This is a genomic window from Arthrobacter sp. UYCu723 (assembly GCF_054059215.1).
In genome coordinates this window covers 4,271,032-4,287,313 of record NZ_JBSSBW010000001.1, presented here as the reverse complement: position 1 = coordinate 4,287,313, position 16,282 = coordinate 4,271,032, and the positions used below count along the sequence as shown (strand labels likewise).

Sequence of the window (16,282 nt, the reverse complement as noted above, 5' to 3'; positions counted from 1 at the left end):
CCCGTATCGCTCCGGTCAGGAGTCGCCTCCCGCGCCGCCGGTGGTCCCGGCATTGACGTCCAGGAGCTTGTAGCGGTCCATCGCGTAGGCGGGCACTCCGCCGTCCACCTCTCCGCGCGAGGCCAGCAGCTGAAGGGTCTTCACCACAATCGAGTGGGTGTCGTTCTTGAAGAAGCGGCGGGCCGCGGCGCGGGTGTCGGAGAAGCCGAAGCCGTCGGCGCCGAGCGAGGCGAACTGGTGCGGGAGGAACTGGCGGATCTGGTCCGGCACGGCCTTCATGTAGTCGGTGACTGCCACGATCGGACCGGTCGCGGCGGAGAGCTGCTGGGTGACGAAGGGCACGCGGGCGGGCTGGCCCGGGTTCAGGAAGGCGTCCTCCTCTGCGGCGAGCCCGTCGCGTCGCAGTTCGTTCCAGGACGTCACGGACCAGACGTCGGCGGAGACGCCCCAGTCCTCGGCGAGGATCCGCTGGGCATCGAGGGCCCAGGGGACGGAGACGCCGGAGGCCAGGATCTGGCTCTTGGGCCCTTCAATGTCCGACGCCGACACCCGGTAGATGCCTTTCAGCACACCGTTGACGTCGAGGTTCTCAGGTTCGGCCGGCTGGAAGATCGGCTCGTTGTAGACCGTGAGGTAGTACATCAGGTTCCGGTCGGTGGAGTCCGGGCCGTACATCCGCTCCAGGCCGTCCCGGATGATGTGGCCGATCTCGTACCCAAACGCCGGGTCGTAGGTGAGGACGGCCGGGTTGGTGGAGGCCAGGATGGGCGAGTGGCCGTCGGCGTGCTGCAGGCCTTCGCCGGTCAGTGTGGTGCGGCCGGCGGTGGCGCCGATGATGAAGCCGCGGGTCATCTGGTCCGCCGCGGCCCAGAAGGAATCGCCGGTGCGCTGGAACCCGAACATGGAGTAGAAGACGTAGATCGGGATCAGCGGTTCGCCGTGCGTGGCGTAGGAGGTGCCCGCGGCGGTGAAGGCCGCTACCGCTCCGGCCTCATTGATGCCCGGGTGGATCAGTTGACCCTGCGCCGATTCCTTATAGGCGAGGACCAGGTCCCGGTCCACGGAGAGATAGCCCTGGCCGTCCGGGTTGTAGATCTTCGCCGAGGGGAAGAACGCGTCCATCCCGAAGGTGCGGGATTCATCCGGAACGATCGGGACAATGCGGTGTCCGAACTTCTTATCCCGGAGCAGGTCCTTGAGCAGGCGCACGAAAGTCATGGTGGTGGCTGCCTGCTGCTTCCCGGAACCGCGCTTGGCCACCTCATAGGTTTTGGGGTCTGGCAGCTCCACCGGAGCGTGGTCCGGCCGGCGCTCGGGGACGAAGCCGCCGAGTTCCTTCCGGCGGCCCATCAGGTACTGGATCTCCGGGGAGTCCATGCCGGGGTGGTAGTACGGCGGCCGGTAGAGGTCGGCTTCGAGCTGTTCGTCGGTGACCGGGATGCGCAGGTGGTCGCGGAAGGCCTTGAGGTCCGCGAGGGTGAGCTTCTTCATCTGGTGGGTCGCGTTGCGGCCCTCGAAGTGGGTGCCCAGGCCGTAGCCCTTGACCGTGTGGGCCAGGATGACGGTGGGCTTGCCCTTGAACTCGGTGGCGGCCTTGTACGCGGCGTAGACCTTGTTGTAGTCGTGGCCGCCGCGCTTGAGGTTCCAGATCTCGTCGTCGGTGAGGTCCTGGACCATTTCCTTGGTCTGCGGGGTCTGGCCGAAGAAGTGCTCGCGGACGAACGCGCCGGATTCGGCCTTGTACGTCTGGTAGTCGCCGTCGACGGTCTCGTTCATGATCTTCACGAGCGAGCCGTCCTCGTCCTTGGCCAGGAGCGTGTCCCACTCCCGGCCCCAGACGACCTTGATGACGTTCCAGCCGGCGCCGCGGAAGAAGGCCTCGAGTTCCTGCATGATCTTGCCGTTGCCGCGGACCGGTCCGTCGAGGCGCTGGAGGTTGCAGTTGATGACGAAGTTGAGGTTGTCCAGTTTGTCGTTCGCGGCGAGCTGGAGCAGGCCGCGGGACTCGGGCTCGTCCATTTCGCCGTCGCCCAGGAACGCCCAGACCTGCTGGTCCGAGGTGTCCTTGATGCCGCGGTTCTGCAGGTAGCGGTTGGACTGCGCCTGGTAGATCGCGTTCATCGGGCCGATGCCCATGGACACGGTGGGGAATTCCCAGAACTCCGGCATGAGGCGCGGGTGCGGGTAGGAGGAGAGGGCATGTCCTGCCTTGGACTTCTCCTGCCGGAAGCCGTCCAGGTCCTCCTCGGAGAGCCGGCCCTCCATGAAGGCCCGCGCGTACATGCCGGGGGAGGCGTGGCCCTGGAAGAAGACCTGGTCCCCGCCGCCGGGGTGGTCCTTGCCGCGGAAGAAGTGGTTGAAGCCGACCTCGTAGAGGGTCGCCGCGCCCGCGTAGGTCGAGATGTGGCCGCCGACGCCGATATCCGCGCGCTGCGCCCGGTGCACCATGACCGCGGCGTTCCAGCGCAGCCAGGCCCGGTACTTCCGCTCGATCTCCTCGTCGCCGGGGAACGGGGCTTCCTGGTCCACCGGGATCGTGTTGACGTAGTCCGTGGTGGTGACCATCGGAACGCCCACACTCTGTGCGCCGGCCCGCTGGAGCAGACTGCGCATGATGTACTGGGCACGCTCGGTGCCCTGTTCCTGAATCAGGTCATCCAGGGACTCCAGCCATTCGGCGGTCTCTTCCGGATCACGATCAGGCAGCTGGTTTGTCAACCCGCTGAGGATATGGGAGGTATCTTCTCCTGCAGCCACGTCCAACCTCGTTTCATCTTTGAATGTCTGGGCCAGTTGTTTTCATATTGTGAGAAAACATTCTTGCAGTTCGAGATTATCTGGGTGACGATCCGCACGTCAAGGCGGGCGGACGGTCACAATCGGCTGCCAGGTCCTCCGGGACCCGGCAGCCGACGGGGACTGCCTGAAGCGCCGGCTCAGGCAGAGGTGAGGAGCCTGCCCCAGCGCGGGTCCAGCCCCGGGGCGCCCGCCATCTTGAGGCAATGCCACAGCGTGACGGCCACCGAGTCCAGAACGGGAACGCCCGTCTCGGCCTCAATTTCCGCGGTGATGTTGGCGCCGTAGAGGTTGGTGCAGAGGTAGATGATGGCGTCCGGCCTGGACGCCGCAAGCTCCAGCGATCCCGGACGCATCTCGTCATCTGCCACGCGGGCGAACGACTCGTTGTCGCTCAGGCCCAGGAACCGGTGGTCGAGGGTCTTGATGCCGTCACGTTGGTAGGACGCCACGATCTGTTCGTTGACGTCCCCGGTGTACGGAGTGAAGAGCCCGATGCGTTCGGTGCCGAAGGTCTTGAACGCCTCCATGTACGCCAGGGTGGACGTGGTGGCCGGGATGCCCGTGGCGTTGGTGATTTCCTCGACGAGCTGGCGGTCATGATCGGCGCCGAGCCAGGAGCCTGAGGTGCCGTTCCAGGCGATGACGTCCACATCGGCGGTGGCGAGGAGTTCGGCGGCCGAGCGCATAACGGCGGCATCGAATTGCTTGTCCGAGGACTTGTCCAGGGCAATCCGCGTGACCGGTATCCGGGCGAAGTGGATGGTGACGTCGTCCCGGTCGCCAAGGATCCGGTAACTTTGCGGTTCGAGGCAGGTGTTGGAGGACGGCACGATCATGCCGATGCGGGTGGCGCGGGTTACGGAAGGCATGCTGGCTCCTAGCTGGTGGCCTGGGCGGCGGGGGTGAAGACAGTCGTGGTGCCGGGCGCGGCGGCTTGGTGCTCGCGGAAACCGTCGCGCGGCACGAACCGGCCAACGGGGCCGGGGTCGTGGAAGCCGTCGCTGTCCAGCACCACGCGTCCGGCGGAGACGACGACGGCGGGCCAGCCCGTGAGTTTGCGGCCGTCGAACGGGGAGAAATCCGTGCCCATGTGCAGTGCGTTGCCTGCCACGGTGCGTGCCTCGGCCGGATCGAAGATGACCAGATCGGCGTCGAACCCGGGGGTGATGCTTCCCTTGCGGGGAAGGGCGTTGATGCGGGCCGGGCCGGCCGCGAACACCTCCACGAAGTCCTCCACCCGGGCCTCGCCGCCGCTGGCAGCATCCATCATGGCCGTGAACGTGACCGGCATGCGGGTTTCCACCCCCGGCAGGCCGTGGGGCATGGCGCGGATGTCATCGGACCGTTCGCGCTTCTGCGAGAGGTCGTAGCAGGAATGGTCCGAGGCGACGGTGTGGATGGCGCCGTTGGCCAGCCGTTCCCGGAGCGCGGCCACCGTTTGTGGGCTCCGCATGGGCGGGCAGCAGGCATACCACTCCGGCATCGCCGAGCCGTAGACCGTGTCGTCAAGAGTGATGTAGTGGGGGCAGGTCTCGGAGTAGGCCTCCTGGCCTTGGCGGCGGGCCTCGGTGACCAGATCCACGGCTCCCGGCGTCGACTGATGCACAAAGTAGACCGGCGCATTGGTGTATGCCGCCATGGCCAGAGTTTCCTTGACGGAGATTTCCTCGGCCAGCTCCGGCCGGGTCTGGTGCAGGTGCTCAATCCCGATCCGGCCGTCGTCGGCGTGCTGCTGGGTGCAGTCCGCGATGATGGGGTCGTGCTCGGCGTGGATGTAGGTGAGGCCGTCCAGCCGGACCATTTCGCGCATGACCTTCAGGATAGTGTCCCCGTCCGCCATGGTGCTGCCGCGGTTGGTGGTGTACATCTTCACGGACCGGACACCCTCGGCGGCGAGCTGTTCCAGCTGCCAGGGAACGGTTTCATCCCAGCTGACCACGGACCCGTGCAGTGCCACGTCGCAGCGTGAGTCCTGGGCGAGTTCCTTCTTATGGAGGACTGCCTCCAGCGGCGTTTCCTGGGCGTCGCGGGGGATGCCGAAATCGATGATGGTGGTGGTACCGCCCCAAAGGGCGGCAGTGGAAGTGGTCCGGTAGTCGTCCAGGGTGCGGAAGCGCCCGGTTACCTGGGCCACGTGGCAGTGTCCGTCGACGCCGCCGGGGATGACCAGCTTGCCGGCGGCATCGATGACGCGAGTGGCGGGGGGAACCGGTTCGGAGGCGTCAACAAGCTGGTCGATACGGCCCTCCCGGACCACAACGTGGGCGTGCCGCCGGCCGAAGCTGTTGACCACGGTGCCGTAGGTGATGACGAGTTCTGGGGTGTCGGACATCGGTGTCCTCCTCAAGTAGAAGTAATTAGTTGGACGGCGCGGGCGAGACAGGCTGGCCGGCGGCGCCGCGGGTTGCGTCCTGAGCGGCCGTCAGGGCGGCGTCGAGGTTCGCGGAGAGGCCGCGCCGGGCCTTGAGCGGCGGCGGCGCGAAGCCGCCGGCGCGGTGCCGGCCGGATTGGAGCCCGACCACGGCTTCTGCCATCCGGATGCCGGCGGAGATGCCGTCCACCACGGGGACCGGGATCTGCCCTCGAAGTTCGCGCGCCAGCCCGGCGAGGGGTGCGCCGGCGAGGATCACGACGTCGGCCCCGTCCTCGGTGACGGCCTGCTGGCTGAGTGCCAGCAGGGTTGCCTTGAAGTCCTGCTGCACGGAGGCGATGCCGTTGAGGCTCTCGTTGATGGAACGGATGGAAGCCAGCCGGCCGCCGAGGCCGAACCTCTCGACGCAGTCCTGGTACCAGGGCCGGATCCCGTCCGAGATCGCGATGATGGAGAACCGGTGGCCCTGCAGGGCAGCTGCGCAGAGGGCCGCCTCGGTGATGCCGATGATGGGGACGTCGGTGAGTTCCTTCAGTGCGGGCATTCCGGGGTCGCCGAATGCGGCCACCACAACGCCGTCGACGCTGGCGCCGTCGCGGGTATACTCGGCGACGATTTCGGCGACGGCTCCCGCCGCGATCAGGGACTCAAAGCGGGTTTCGATGTACTCGACGCCATACCCGGCGGTCCGGACCGCGAGTTCGGTTCCGGGGGAAGCGGAGCGGAGCGCCTCCGCTTCGATCATGGCTGTAACCTCGTCGCTGATATTGGGGTTGATGACAAGAAGTTTCATGACTTCTTCCGATGAAGGGCGGGTTCTGTCCGGCTGAAATCCTCCGGAAACTGTTCGCGGTATTTGCCGATGTGCGACGCCGACTGGGCGGCTGCCCGTTCCGGGTCGCCGCTGGCGATCGCGGCGTAGAGGGCGCGGTGTTCTTCGATGAGCTCCGGCAGGTCGCTGACGTGGCGGAAGAGCCAGTGCATGCGGCCCTGGAGCGGTTCCAGCGCGGACTTGAGGAAACCGTTGTCCGCGATCCGGGTGATGGCATCGTGGAATTCGCTGTTGGCCCGGTGGGCTTCCATGACGGCACCCTTGGCCAGGCACCGGTCTGCCTCGTCCAGCAGCCCTTTGAGGCTGCTGCGGTCTGCAGGGGTGGCGCGGGTGGCGGCCAGGCGGCAGGCAAGCACCTCGAGGGACTGCCTGACGTCGAACAGATCCTCGACGTCTTTCGGACTCAGTGTGCTGACCTCGGCTCCGCGGGCGCCGCGGTCGCTGATGAGGTCTTCCTGGCGTAGCCTGCGGAGCGCTTCGCGGACGGGAAGGCGGGACACATTGAATTCAGCGGCGAGGTCGCGTTCCACCAGCCTGGTGCCGGGAACGTAGTGCCCTTCAAAGATCCTGTTGCGGAGGGTGTCCCGGACAGCCTCCCGAAGGGGGCGTTCCTTGTCCTGGGTCTCTTCTGCGTTATGAATGGTTCTCCACTTTCGGTTCTTGTCTGGCATTGCGTTCCCGGCTTCAGGAACAGGTGCGTGGCTAGCTTAGACAGGTAGCCGCTTGTTGTAGTTCAGGGTCAGCACGGATACGCCCATGATGACGGCGGATCCGACGAAGTACAGCAGCGCCCAGGTGTAGGAGCCGGTGGCACCCACGATCAGGCCGACAGCAATCGGGGTGACGAAGCCGGAGATGTTGCCGCTGAAGTTCATCGCGCCGCCCAGGACGCCGGCATTGGTCCGGCCGCCCAGGATGGAGGGGATGCTCCAGAAGAGGCCCACCCAGCGGAGGAAGAACATGACCACGGACAGGAGCACCACGGCGGTGGTGGGATCGGCCACGACCGTGACGCCGATCAGGCCGCCGATCACAACAACACTGGACGTGCCCAGGAGCGTGCGCATCACGCGGTTGGCGGAGGCGCCGGTGGACTGCCACTTGTCGGCGATCGTGCCGCCGAGGATTTCCCCGACAAAGCCGGCGCCGAAGATGACGAACGTGGACCAGCCGATGGTCTTGAGGTCGAAGCCCTTGGCCTGGGCCAGGTAGAGCGGGCCCCAGGTCAGCAGTCCGTAGAAGACGCCGTTGAAGCCCAGCCAGCCGAAGCACATGGCCCAGAAGGAACGGAATTTCAGGTAGGGCAGGAGGGCGCGCTTGCCCTTGCTGCCGTCGAGCTTCGCCTCGGCGTCTTCTGCAGCGTGGGAGGCTTCGATGTAATCGGCCTCGGCATCGTTGACGCCGCGGTGCTGGCGGGGGTTGTCGCGGACGTACCACCAGACGGCAAGGCCCATCAGTACTGTGGCGGCCCCGGCGATCATGAACGAGAGGCGCCAGCTGCCGGTGGAAGCGATGAGACCGGCGATGAGGATGCCGCCCAGGCCGGCGCCCAGCGGTGCCCCGGCGTCGAGGATGGTGGCACCGCGTCCGCGCTCTGACTTGTGCATCCAGATCGCGTTGAGCTTGCCGCCGGCCGGCATGACGCCGGCTTCCGTGACGCCGATGCCCAGGCGGGCGATGAACATGCTGAGGAAGCCGCCTGCCAGGCCGGAGGCTGCCGTGGCAGCGCCCCAGCCGACGCAGGAGGCCGTCATGACCTTGCGGGGACCGAACTTATCGATCAGGAGGCCCACCGGGACCTGCATCAGCGCGTAGGTCCAGAAGAACGCGGAGAGCAGCAGGCCCACGAGCTCGGGGGCGAGGTTGAATTCTTTCTGGATGATCGGGAGGGCCACCGAGATGGAGCCCCTGTCGATGTAGTTGACGGCGACGAGGACCAGCAGGAGCAGGAACATTTTCCAGCGGACGTTGGTGCGACGTTGCACGCCGTCCTTGCCGGTCTTGTCGTCGGGGAGCGGTACTGCGGTTTCAGTATTTTGAAGAGACACAACTTCTCCTTTACAGAGAGGAAGATTGCAGACGGGGAAAAGACGTGGGTGTTCGCGGGGCAGGAGGCCGGCTGGTGGGGCGAAGCGCCCCCAGGAACCAATCCGGAGGAGCCGGGCAATGAACTACGGCGGCCGAATCCGTAACGCGGACTTTTGGGATCCCAAGTTGGGATCCCAAAATTGAGAATAGAAGTGACCCGTGCCACTGTCAATAGGTTTCCGCGCGTTGTGGCTCTCGAGCGTCAAAAAACCGATTGTGACTGCTTCGCGATGTGGTTAATACACCGGGAGACATGGCTGCGGGCCCCGGCTATCCCGCCGGAACTGCTGACAGGCACAGGAAAGGCCCGCGGGTTTGAACCGCGAGCCCTGGCCTGTCTATTCAGTTCTTGGCGGCTTAGCTGCCCCGGTAGGTCGAGTAGGCGAAGGGGCTCAGCAGCAGCGGAACATGGTAGTGCGCCTGCGCCGCGTCCACCAGGAACGTGAGAGTCACCTCGGGAAAGAAGGTCCCGGTTTCGGTCGCAGCGAAGTATGCCCCGGTGTTAAAGCCCAGCCGGTAGGTTCCGGAGGGAAGCCTGTCGGGGCCGAGTTCTTTGATCCGCCCGTCAGCATCCGTGGAGCCGGTGGCGATCCGGACCCATTGCTCGCCGTCCAGGAGGTGAAGTGTTACGGCGATTCCGGCGGCAGGCTTACCGGAGCCGGTATCCAGTACATGGGTGGTTACGTGGGAGACGCTCACTTCAGCAGTCCTTCGAGTCGGAGCACTGCGATCTCGCGCAGTTGCTCGCCGATGATTAGTTCTTCCTGCTCGGGCGTGTGGTCGAGCCTGGAGTTGAGGGCCGCCAGGATCTCCTCCCGGCTGCGGCCCGCCGCGCGGATCAGGAACACCTGGCCGAACTTCGCCTCGTAGGCGCGGTTACCGTCTGCCAGGGCTTTGTCAACGGCTACGTCCGGTGCACCGAGTCCCGCCTGTTCCGACTGGGATAGCCGGGCCTCCGTACTGTTGCCCGCCGCGCGTTCCCCGATCCGGGGGTGGTGGGCCAGGGCAGATTCCAGCTCCGCTGACGTGAACGGGGCGGCTGCCCGGCGGCCGGCATCGAGGAGGGAGCCGACGTCGGAATACGGGCGCGCGTTGGCGAGGCTGTCAATCCAGCGCTGGATGTCCAGGCAAGGCCGCAGTAGCGCAACAGCCTCCGGTCGCTTGGCCGCGTTAAACTGTTCGATTTGCATGGGACGGGTCCTCATGTGTCAATGCTGGCATCCACGGTGTAGGGCTATACGGAGCATGTTACAGAGCACTGTTCCGTATCGTGGAACTGTTATTTCAGCATGTGCAAAAGTCAACCCTACGGTCTTGCGGGTGTCAACTACCCGCCGGTAGGCGACAGCTCTTACAGTTCCTGTACAAGGAAGGCCAACCATTGGAGCCTACGAAACGGGGAACGCCACATCTGTCAGGTTAACCGACGATCGCGGCCAAGCGCGCGATTTCTTCGACGAACGCTGAACAACAGTGGCCGGCGTGGAGCTGCGGGGCCCTATGTGACTAGGGCGTGCAGATCGACCCCAAAGATGGCCACAAGCGGCCATAGCACAATCGCCGCGAGGCCTTCCAGAATGTTGCCGGGAACGTTCCACGCCACGAGATAGCCGTGGGTGGCTGCGACAACTATGCCGATCGCCAGATACACGGCCCCGATCAGACCAATTCCGCGCCTGCCCGTTTGGCGCCTGTCAAATCCGCGTATCATCGCTCATCTCCCGATGTGGGGTGTGAACCACATTATAGTAGCGTCCGGGCCATTCGGGGAGGCATACACTCCGTTCAGTTGGTTGCCCCGGGGACGGCTCGAGCCGGCCCGGTCCATGGGAAGCAGCGGCCGTGCGGGAGCGTTTAACCAGGTAGGGAGCCTTATTCATAAGGGGAGGCGCGGCTTCATGCTTAATATCGCTGTCGTGCTCGGAAGCACTCGACCGGGCCGCAGAGGGAAGGCCGTCGCAGACTGGGTCTTTGAGCAGGCGGCAAATCGTACCGATGCGACGTTCGAACTTGTCGATGTGGCCGACTTCGATCTCCCGCTGCTCGATGAACCCCTCCCGCGGTCACTGGGGCACTACCGTCACGAACACACGAAGGCCTGGGCGAAAGCCATCGGGTCCTTCGACGGATACATCATTGTCACCGCAGAGTACAACCACTCCGTGCCCGGAGCACTGAAAAATGCCCTGGATTTTCTCTACGGGGAGTGGAACAACAAAGCGGTGGGCTTCGTCAGTTACGGCAGCACCGGCGGGACCCGTGCGGTGGAACATCTACGGCTCATCGCCGCGGAACTGCAGATGGCCGACGTCCGTGCGCAGGTCACCTTGCCTTGGGCCACGGAGTTTGAAAATTACACCACCTTCACACCGTCGGACCGGGCCGTGAAGGGCCTGGGTACGGTCTTCGATCAAGTCATCGCCTGGGCCGGGGCCCTCAGACCACTGCGCCAGTGACACGGCGCAGCGCGTCGTCAATCCGGCCCGACGACGGGCCGCCGGAGCCGGCGCGGGCGGGAGGCGCCATCAAGCCTGACCGTTTTCATCGGCGGCCGGCAGGAGCTGGCGGTTCCTGATCCGTGATTCGCCGAAAACGACCGGCAGCGCTCCAATCTCCCAGGGTCCGCGGTCCCTGGTCTTCGGGCGACCCACGGCAATGTGGGGTGTCCAGCGGGGGTAGCGGAAGCCGAGGGCGCGTGAGCCGAGAATGAAGTCGTCGACGTTGTCCACGAGGAGCTCGTCGAGCAGTTCGTGCAACGACTGCACGAGGCCGACCTGAAAGTCGTGAACCCGCTGCGGGACGTCCACTTCAAGTCCGCACACGCTTCCGCCGCCCAGCACGATCAGCCTTTCGGCGCTTCCGGAAAAGCCTTCCAGCACTGGCAGCGCCTGAAGCCAGGCAACCGTCGTGCGGGAGGCTTCCGCGGTACCGGTGATGCCTTTGGTCCAATCCGCGACGTCCCGGGAGAAGTCCTCCAAGACGCCGATGTGCAGCAGGGTCAGGTGCAGTCCTTGTCGCCTGCGCAGCGCATGGGCGTAGCTGCCCAGTTCCTCGTAGTCCGTGGGCTCTGATCCGATGCTGAGGACCGGCACTTCCACCGTGATGCGCGGAAGCGTATGCATCCGGACCCCCTCTTGTTGCCGAACCTTGAGGCCGGAGACCCTATTTCGCGTGACGCGAATACGCCTGGGCGCTGTCACGGGGCACGCCGGACGGCCAAACCCGACCTCCTGTCAGCCCTCGGGCTTGGGCTCAGTGGTCCCTTCACCCACCCAGACGACCTGAACCCACCGTTGGCCCTCGTCATCCCACGACTCGGAGTGCCCCAGCCGGGCGATGTCTTCAAAGGCGACGTCGATGCCCTGGCTCTGCAGGGTTTCGCTCAGCTCTTTGGTGGCGGCCCGGACTGCGGCGGCGATGTCATCGGGAGTATCGGACGAGACGGGACGGGATGCTTCATATGTTGAACTCATGGGCACCATACTTCACGTTCGGTCCGTCGATTGGAACAGCCCGTGGTCCAATTTCGCCTGCCTCGATGATCCGGGCTGGCGAATCCAGGTTCACCGGCAGCCGCCGGCGGCCGGCGGTCACGGCGCCGGACGGGGCGGCAGGTTCTTGGTGGCCGGGCCCTGGATGACGGCGCCGTCGGGCGCGAAGCGGGAACCGTGACAGGGGCAATCCCAGGTGAGGTCGGCGGGATTGAAGCCGACGGTGCAGCCAAGGTGGGTGCAGACGGCAGAGACGGCGTGGACCTGACCATCTGCGTCTTTGTAGACGGCAGTGCTCTCCCCGTTCACGTCGATGACCGTTCCGTCTCCCGGGGCCAGGGCCGGGGCCACATGGCCGGGGCGGCCGCCGAGCTTGCCGGCCAGAAGGGTTGCCGCAGTTTTCATGTTCTCCTGTACGAACCGCCGGGCGCTGGCTACGGGAGTGATCCTGTTGCTGTTGAAGACGGGGGCCCAGCGGTTCGGCCGGCCGTTGAGGGTGTCGGTCAGAATGAGGGCGGCGGCGGTTCCGTTGGACAGGCCCCATTTGCGCAGGCCGGTGATCACGAAGACATGCTTGGCGGCGGGGGACATGCGTCCGACGTAAGGTAGCCCGTCAAGCGGGATGCCGTCCTGCGTTGACCAGCGGTAGGCGACCTCGCCGACGCCGAGGCGGTCTTGGGCGAAGGCGGCGAGTCTGCGGTAACGTCCCGCTGTGTCGAAGGCCTCGGACGCGCGATGGCCTTCGCCGCCGACAAGCACGTAACTCGCGCCGCCGGCGTCCGCGGTCAGGATGGAGCGCACGGGTTCATCGGCGCTGATAAACGTGGCGTCCAGCGGCTGGGTGCCCACCCGTCCGGCCACGAGGTAGGAGCGGTGCGGATGACACCGCAGCTCGAACAGGCCCTGACCGCCGAAGGGTACATTCGTGGCGACGATGATGTCCCGGGCACGGACTGTTCCACTCCCGGCGTCGACCACGCACGGTGAGCCGTCGTGGATCCTTTGGGCACGCGTCTCCTCGTACACAAAACTACCGTTGCCATCGACCGCCCGGGCGAGGCCCTGCAGGTATTTCACGGTATGAATTTGGGCCTGTCCGTCGAACCGGACGGCTCCTTTGACGGCGAATGGAAGCGGCACATCGGTGGTGAAGGCGGCGGGAAGACCGAGCCGGGAGGCAAGAGCGGCTTCAGCGCGGACGAGGCCCAGCGCGTCGTCGCTCTCGGCGTAGGTGTAGTTGTCCACGCGGCGGAAATCACAGTCGATGCCTTCCCGAGCCACCACTTCCGCAACGTGTTCGAGCCCGGCCTGGTTGGCCTGCCCGTAGGCGCGGGCAGTGTCGGCGTTGTGGCGGCCTTGGAGTTCGGTATAGGCGAGGCGGTGCAGGGATGTGACCTTTCCTGTCGTGTGGCCGGTGACGCCGGTTCCGACGCGTCCGGTCTCGATCACCGCGACGGTTCGGCCCGCGCGTTTGAGTGCCAGTGCGGCGGTCAGCCCGGCAATGCCGCCGCCGACGACGGCGACGTCCACCTCCACATCCCCGCGCAGAGCCGGGTAGCCTGTGGTCCCGGCGCTGGCCACCCAGAGGGACATGGGCTCGCCCTCGAGCCGTCCACCCGGCGGCCCGGCCGTCACGGCGTCACCTCAGCACCCCGCAGTTGCATGCGGGCGCTCCCGCCGGTACGTCCGAATGGCGCCGTCTAGTCGCAAGCATGTGCTGATCATCCCGCCTTGTGGGTGGTTTATCAACGCCCCCGAGGTTGTTCCAGGGCCCTCGGCATCCCACAAATACACGTCACGACCCAGGTTGCGAGTTGGACGGCGACCGTGCTGTCGGCAGCGACAGGACACGTCTTAGTGCCCTGCTGTAGGGTCGGTTGGCCGCGGGGCGTTGGGCCGCCTGGCGCTGCGACGGACCGCCGACGACTGCCGTAACGAATCCGGCCGGGGCAGGCCGCCGTCGGGTTTCTTGTCCGAAGTTCCGGTGTTCCTCGAGGGTCAGGCCGAAAGCCCCGACGAATTCCGCGGCGCGCGCCCGGGCCGGGGGAGTGTTGTCGATCCCGAAGGTGAGCGGCTCGCCGGCGAATTTCGTCGCGGCCCGGGCGTAGCGCATATACGGCGACCGGGACGCGATGATCTCCGCGGAGAAGTAGTCGAAGGCGACGACGCTGCCGGGGGCCGTCCCCGCGATCCGCCGAAGCGTTCTCTCGACCGAATCGCGGTCCAGGTACATGGTCACCGCTTCCCAGAGGAAGAACGCGGGCCGGGCCGGGTCGAAGCCAGAGGCCACGAGCTTCTCGAACCAGTCTTCCGCCTGGAAATCGGCGGCCACGTACGTGGCGAGATGCGCGGCGAGACCTGCGTCCCTCAACATCCGGAGCTTGAAGGCCTGGGTCCGGGGCTGATCGATCTCGAAGCACCGCACGTTCGCTTCCGGGGGCAGCCGGTAGGCGCGGGTGTCGAACCCGGCGCCGAGGATCACCAGCTGCTCGATGCCGGGGAGGTGCCGGTGGAGGGCGGCGTCGTAGAAGCTTGTCCGTGCGGTCTGCTGATGGCGCATCGGGGGCACGCCCTCGTACGGATAGCGGTAGATCCAGGGAACACGGCCCGTCACGAGATGGGCCGTCATCGTCGGGATGGTCTCCAGGCGGAACCCCTCCCGGGAGACATTGGGCATAACCATCATGAGCCGCGCAGCGGACTCATCGGGCCGGGTCCCCAGCCGGTGCTGCATGTAGCGGGTGTAGAGCGAAGCGAGCAGGGTCGCCGATATGCCTGTCCGCCGGCTGTAGAGGAGCAGCTGCGGTACGGCCCGCAGATAACCGACCATTCCCACCGGGAGGAGCGCCACCTGGATCACGCGAAACAAACCAGCCGCCGCCATTCCTCGCATTCGCCGCATCTCGCCCGACTCCTCCTGCCACGCCCTTGCCCGTCCATGCTCCTCCGGCGGGTACCGGGGGTCAACACGTCTCCGGCCGGCAGCGGGGAAGCCTCTCCGATGAGGGCCCGGGGCTGGTGCCTGGCCGCCAGCCGATGCGCCACGGGGCGCCCTGCCATGGAACCGTCATGTCCTTGACCGCGGGGCCCGTGGCGATCATGCTGGGTTCCTGTTCGCTCCGCCCGACGGGAAGGCCGGCCATGTCCGCCATCAACTCAGCCACCCCCGCTGCGCGTTTCCGGCATGTGTTGGCCGCAGCCGCCGCAGCAGCCGTTGCCCTGCTGATGCTCCTTGCCCCAGCGGCTGAGGCAGCCACCACTGCCGCCCCCGGCAACGATGTGTCTTGGCCCCAGTGCGGTCAGGCCTTGCCGAAAGGCCAGACCTTCGCCATCATCGGCGTGAACAACGGCCTGGCGAACGCCACAAACCCCTGTCTGGACACCCAGCTGACGTGGGCCCGCACATCCAAGGGCGGGACGGGCCAGGCGCCGGTCGCCCTGTATGTGAACACCGCCAACCCGGGCAAAGCCGGATCGTGGTGGCCCACCAGCAACACATACGGCGGGACTACCGTGCACTCCCCGTATGGCGAGTGCACCAGTGGTTCCTACGGCGCGGCCTGCTCATACATGTACGGGTACGCCAAGGCTTATGACGATGCGAACATCCGCGGCGTGAGCAACCCCGCGTCCTACACCTGGTGGCTTGATGTGGAGACCGGCAACAGCTGGTCAACGGACACGGTGGCGAACAGGGCCGATCTCGAGGGCATGACAGCCTACTTCGCGAGCATCGGAGCCCGCACGGGCCTTTACTCCACCAGAACGCAGTGGGCCCAGATAGTGGGGACTGTGCCGTCTTCAAGCAATCTGTACTCGCTGCCCAGCTGGTTGGCCGGAGCAAACTCTCTCGCCCTGGCGAAACGCAAATGCTCGGACGCCGCACTGACCGGCGGCGGCAAGGTCACGCTGGGCCAGTACGTTTCGGGCGGATTCGACTACGACTATTCCTGCATCTGAGGCACGCGCCCCGTCAACCGCAACGGGTTCCGCGCTGGCGTCAGCGACACCCTGACACGTTGGCCGGAGGTCCCAGGTGTAGGGTTTGCCTCAACTGACGAAGGGGTCAACATGAGCTACAAATATCGCACCGTCCGGGTTCGCGGCACCGAGCTGATCGGAACCATTGCGCGCAAACACGGCGGTGCTCCGGAGATCTACGAAACCTCGAAGGACCCAAGCACCTCAGTGGTTCCGGTGTTCTTCCAGGCAACGGGCGAGCTCCGGTTTTTCGATAGGGCAATGCTGGAAGACGTCGTGGCACCCGCCGGTTAGCCGCGATGACGCATCCTCGGACCTGACACGAGGACGGGTCAGGGCCGCTTTGCCCCACCCCGGACAGCTGCTCATTCTGTACCGCGCTGGAGGTCTGGCATGGACAATAGATTCATGAGGATTGAATTGCTCCATATCGATGATTGTCCAAACTCGGCCGTAGCACGTGAGCGTCTGGAAGCAGCCCTGATCGCCCGGGGGCACAACGACATGGAAGTACACATGCGGCTTCTGAAGTCCGCATCCGATACAAAAGACACCGGATTCGCCGGATCTCCGACGATCACCGTCAACGGAACCGATATCTTCCCAACCGGAGCGCCGGCGGGCGAGCTGGCGTGCCGGATCTACATGACTCCCAGCGGTCTTTCGGGCCTGCCTACCGTTGATCAGTTGACGGAAGCACTCAAGAGCAATGGACTCTGA

General features: G+C 65.7%; 17 protein-coding genes. 4 read left to right on the top strand and 13 right to left on the bottom strand.

The features are described 5' to 3' along the window. Window positions 1-15: 15 nt before the first annotated feature. The 9 genes from aceE to ACVWZ8_RS19965 all read right to left on the bottom strand — a co-directional run bounded on the left by aceE (window position 16) and on the right by ACVWZ8_RS19965 (window position 9,801). The gene (aceE, locus tag ACVWZ8_RS20005; RefSeq protein WP_456505607.1) at window positions 16-2,757 is read right to left on the bottom strand and encodes a pyruvate dehydrogenase (acetyl-transferring), homodimeric type; all 2,742 of its coding nucleotides are present in this window, start codon (window positions 2,755-2,757) and stop codon (window positions 16-18) included. A 179-nt stretch (window positions 2,758-2,936) separates the two neighbouring features. After that, entirely contained in the window at window positions 2,937-3,668 is a 732-nt protein-coding gene (locus ACVWZ8_RS20000) for a maleate cis-trans isomerase family protein (RefSeq protein ID WP_456505606.1), read from the bottom strand. Between the two features lie 8 nt (window positions 3,669-3,676). Beyond that, window positions 3,677-5,131 (bottom strand): amidohydrolase family protein, encoded by a 1,455-nt coding sequence (locus ACVWZ8_RS19995; protein WP_456505605.1) that lies wholly within the window; start codon window positions 5,129-5,131, stop codon window positions 3,677-3,679. A 25-nt stretch (window positions 5,132-5,156) separates the two neighbouring features. Next, a complete protein-coding gene (locus tag ACVWZ8_RS19990) occupies window positions 5,157-5,963 on the bottom strand; it encodes an aspartate/glutamate racemase family protein (protein WP_456505604.1) in 807 nt (268 codons plus the stop codon). Continuing rightward, window positions 5,960-6,673 (bottom strand): GntR family transcriptional regulator, encoded by a 714-nt coding sequence (locus ACVWZ8_RS19985; RefSeq protein ID WP_456505603.1) that lies wholly within the window; start codon window positions 6,671-6,673, stop codon window positions 5,960-5,962. Before ACVWZ8_RS19985 ends, ACVWZ8_RS19990 begins: the two co-directional genes overlap by 4 nt. Window positions 6,674-6,709: 36 nt before the next feature. After that, window positions 6,710-8,050, bottom strand: a complete 1,341-nt coding sequence (locus ACVWZ8_RS19980; RefSeq protein WP_456505602.1) for an MFS transporter — start codon at window positions 8,048-8,050, stop codon at window positions 6,710-6,712. Window positions 8,051-8,447: 397 nt separating this feature from the next. After that, window positions 8,448-8,789 carry a hydroxyisourate hydrolase gene (gene uraH, locus ACVWZ8_RS19975; RefSeq protein ID WP_426977519.1) on the bottom strand — a complete coding sequence of 114 codons (342 nt, stop codon included), beginning with the start codon at window positions 8,787-8,789 and terminating at the stop codon, window positions 8,448-8,450. After that, the gene (uraD, locus tag ACVWZ8_RS19970; protein ID WP_426977521.1) at window positions 8,786-9,280 is read right to left on the bottom strand and encodes a 2-oxo-4-hydroxy-4-carboxy-5-ureidoimidazoline decarboxylase; all 495 of its coding nucleotides are present in this window, start codon (window positions 9,278-9,280) and stop codon (window positions 8,786-8,788) included. Before uraD ends, uraH begins: the two co-directional genes overlap by 4 nt. Window positions 9,281-9,588: 308 nt before the next feature. Continuing rightward, entirely contained in the window at window positions 9,589-9,801 is a 213-nt protein-coding gene (locus tag ACVWZ8_RS19965) for a hypothetical protein (protein WP_426977523.1), read from the bottom strand. Window positions 9,802-9,988: 187 nt separating this feature from the next. Between ACVWZ8_RS19965 and ACVWZ8_RS19960 the strand changes: the two genes are divergently transcribed. After that, window positions 9,989-10,546 carry an NADPH-dependent FMN reductase gene (locus ACVWZ8_RS19960; RefSeq protein WP_456505601.1) on the top strand — a complete coding sequence of 186 codons (558 nt, stop codon included), beginning with the start codon at window positions 9,989-9,991 and terminating at the stop codon, window positions 10,544-10,546. 69 nt (window positions 10,547-10,615) lie between these two features. Here the strand turns inward: ACVWZ8_RS19960 and ACVWZ8_RS19955 are convergent, their stop codons facing one another. From ACVWZ8_RS19955 to ACVWZ8_RS19940, 4 genes are all read right to left on the bottom strand, one after another. Then, on the bottom strand, window positions 10,616-11,212 hold the full coding sequence (locus ACVWZ8_RS19955; RefSeq protein WP_426977527.1) for a hypothetical protein: 597 nt from the start codon (window positions 11,210-11,212) through the stop codon (window positions 10,616-10,618). A gap of 111 nt (window positions 11,213-11,323) precedes the next feature. After that, window positions 11,324-11,563 (bottom strand): hypothetical protein, encoded by a 240-nt coding sequence (locus ACVWZ8_RS19950; protein WP_456505600.1) that lies wholly within the window; start codon window positions 11,561-11,563, stop codon window positions 11,324-11,326. A 117-nt stretch (window positions 11,564-11,680) separates the two neighbouring features. Next, window positions 11,681-13,216 carry an FAD-dependent oxidoreductase gene (locus ACVWZ8_RS19945; protein ID WP_426977530.1) on the bottom strand — a complete coding sequence of 512 codons (1,536 nt, stop codon included), beginning with the start codon at window positions 13,214-13,216 and terminating at the stop codon, window positions 11,681-11,683. A gap of 160 nt (window positions 13,217-13,376) precedes the next feature. Further along, window positions 13,377-14,483, bottom strand: coding sequence for a class I SAM-dependent methyltransferase (locus ACVWZ8_RS19940; protein ID WP_456505599.1), 1,107 nt, complete (start codon window positions 14,481-14,483; stop codon window positions 13,377-13,379). Between the two features lie 167 nt (window positions 14,484-14,650). On the opposite strand from ACVWZ8_RS19940, the gene ACVWZ8_RS19935 reads away from it, so the two are divergent. From ACVWZ8_RS19935 to ACVWZ8_RS19925, 3 genes are all read left to right on the top strand, one after another. Then, window positions 14,651-15,541 carry a hypothetical protein gene (locus ACVWZ8_RS19935; RefSeq protein ID WP_456505598.1) on the top strand — a complete coding sequence of 297 codons (891 nt, stop codon included), beginning with the start codon at window positions 14,651-14,653 and terminating at the stop codon, window positions 15,539-15,541. A 111-nt stretch (window positions 15,542-15,652) separates the two neighbouring features. Then, window positions 15,653-15,856, top strand: coding sequence for a hypothetical protein (locus ACVWZ8_RS19930; protein WP_426977535.1), 204 nt, complete (start codon window positions 15,653-15,655; stop codon window positions 15,854-15,856). A gap of 114 nt (window positions 15,857-15,970) precedes the next feature. Continuing rightward, complete coding sequence (locus tag ACVWZ8_RS19925) at window positions 15,971-16,282, top strand: thioredoxin family protein (protein WP_426977537.1); 312 nt, start codon at window positions 15,971-15,973, stop codon at window positions 16,280-16,282.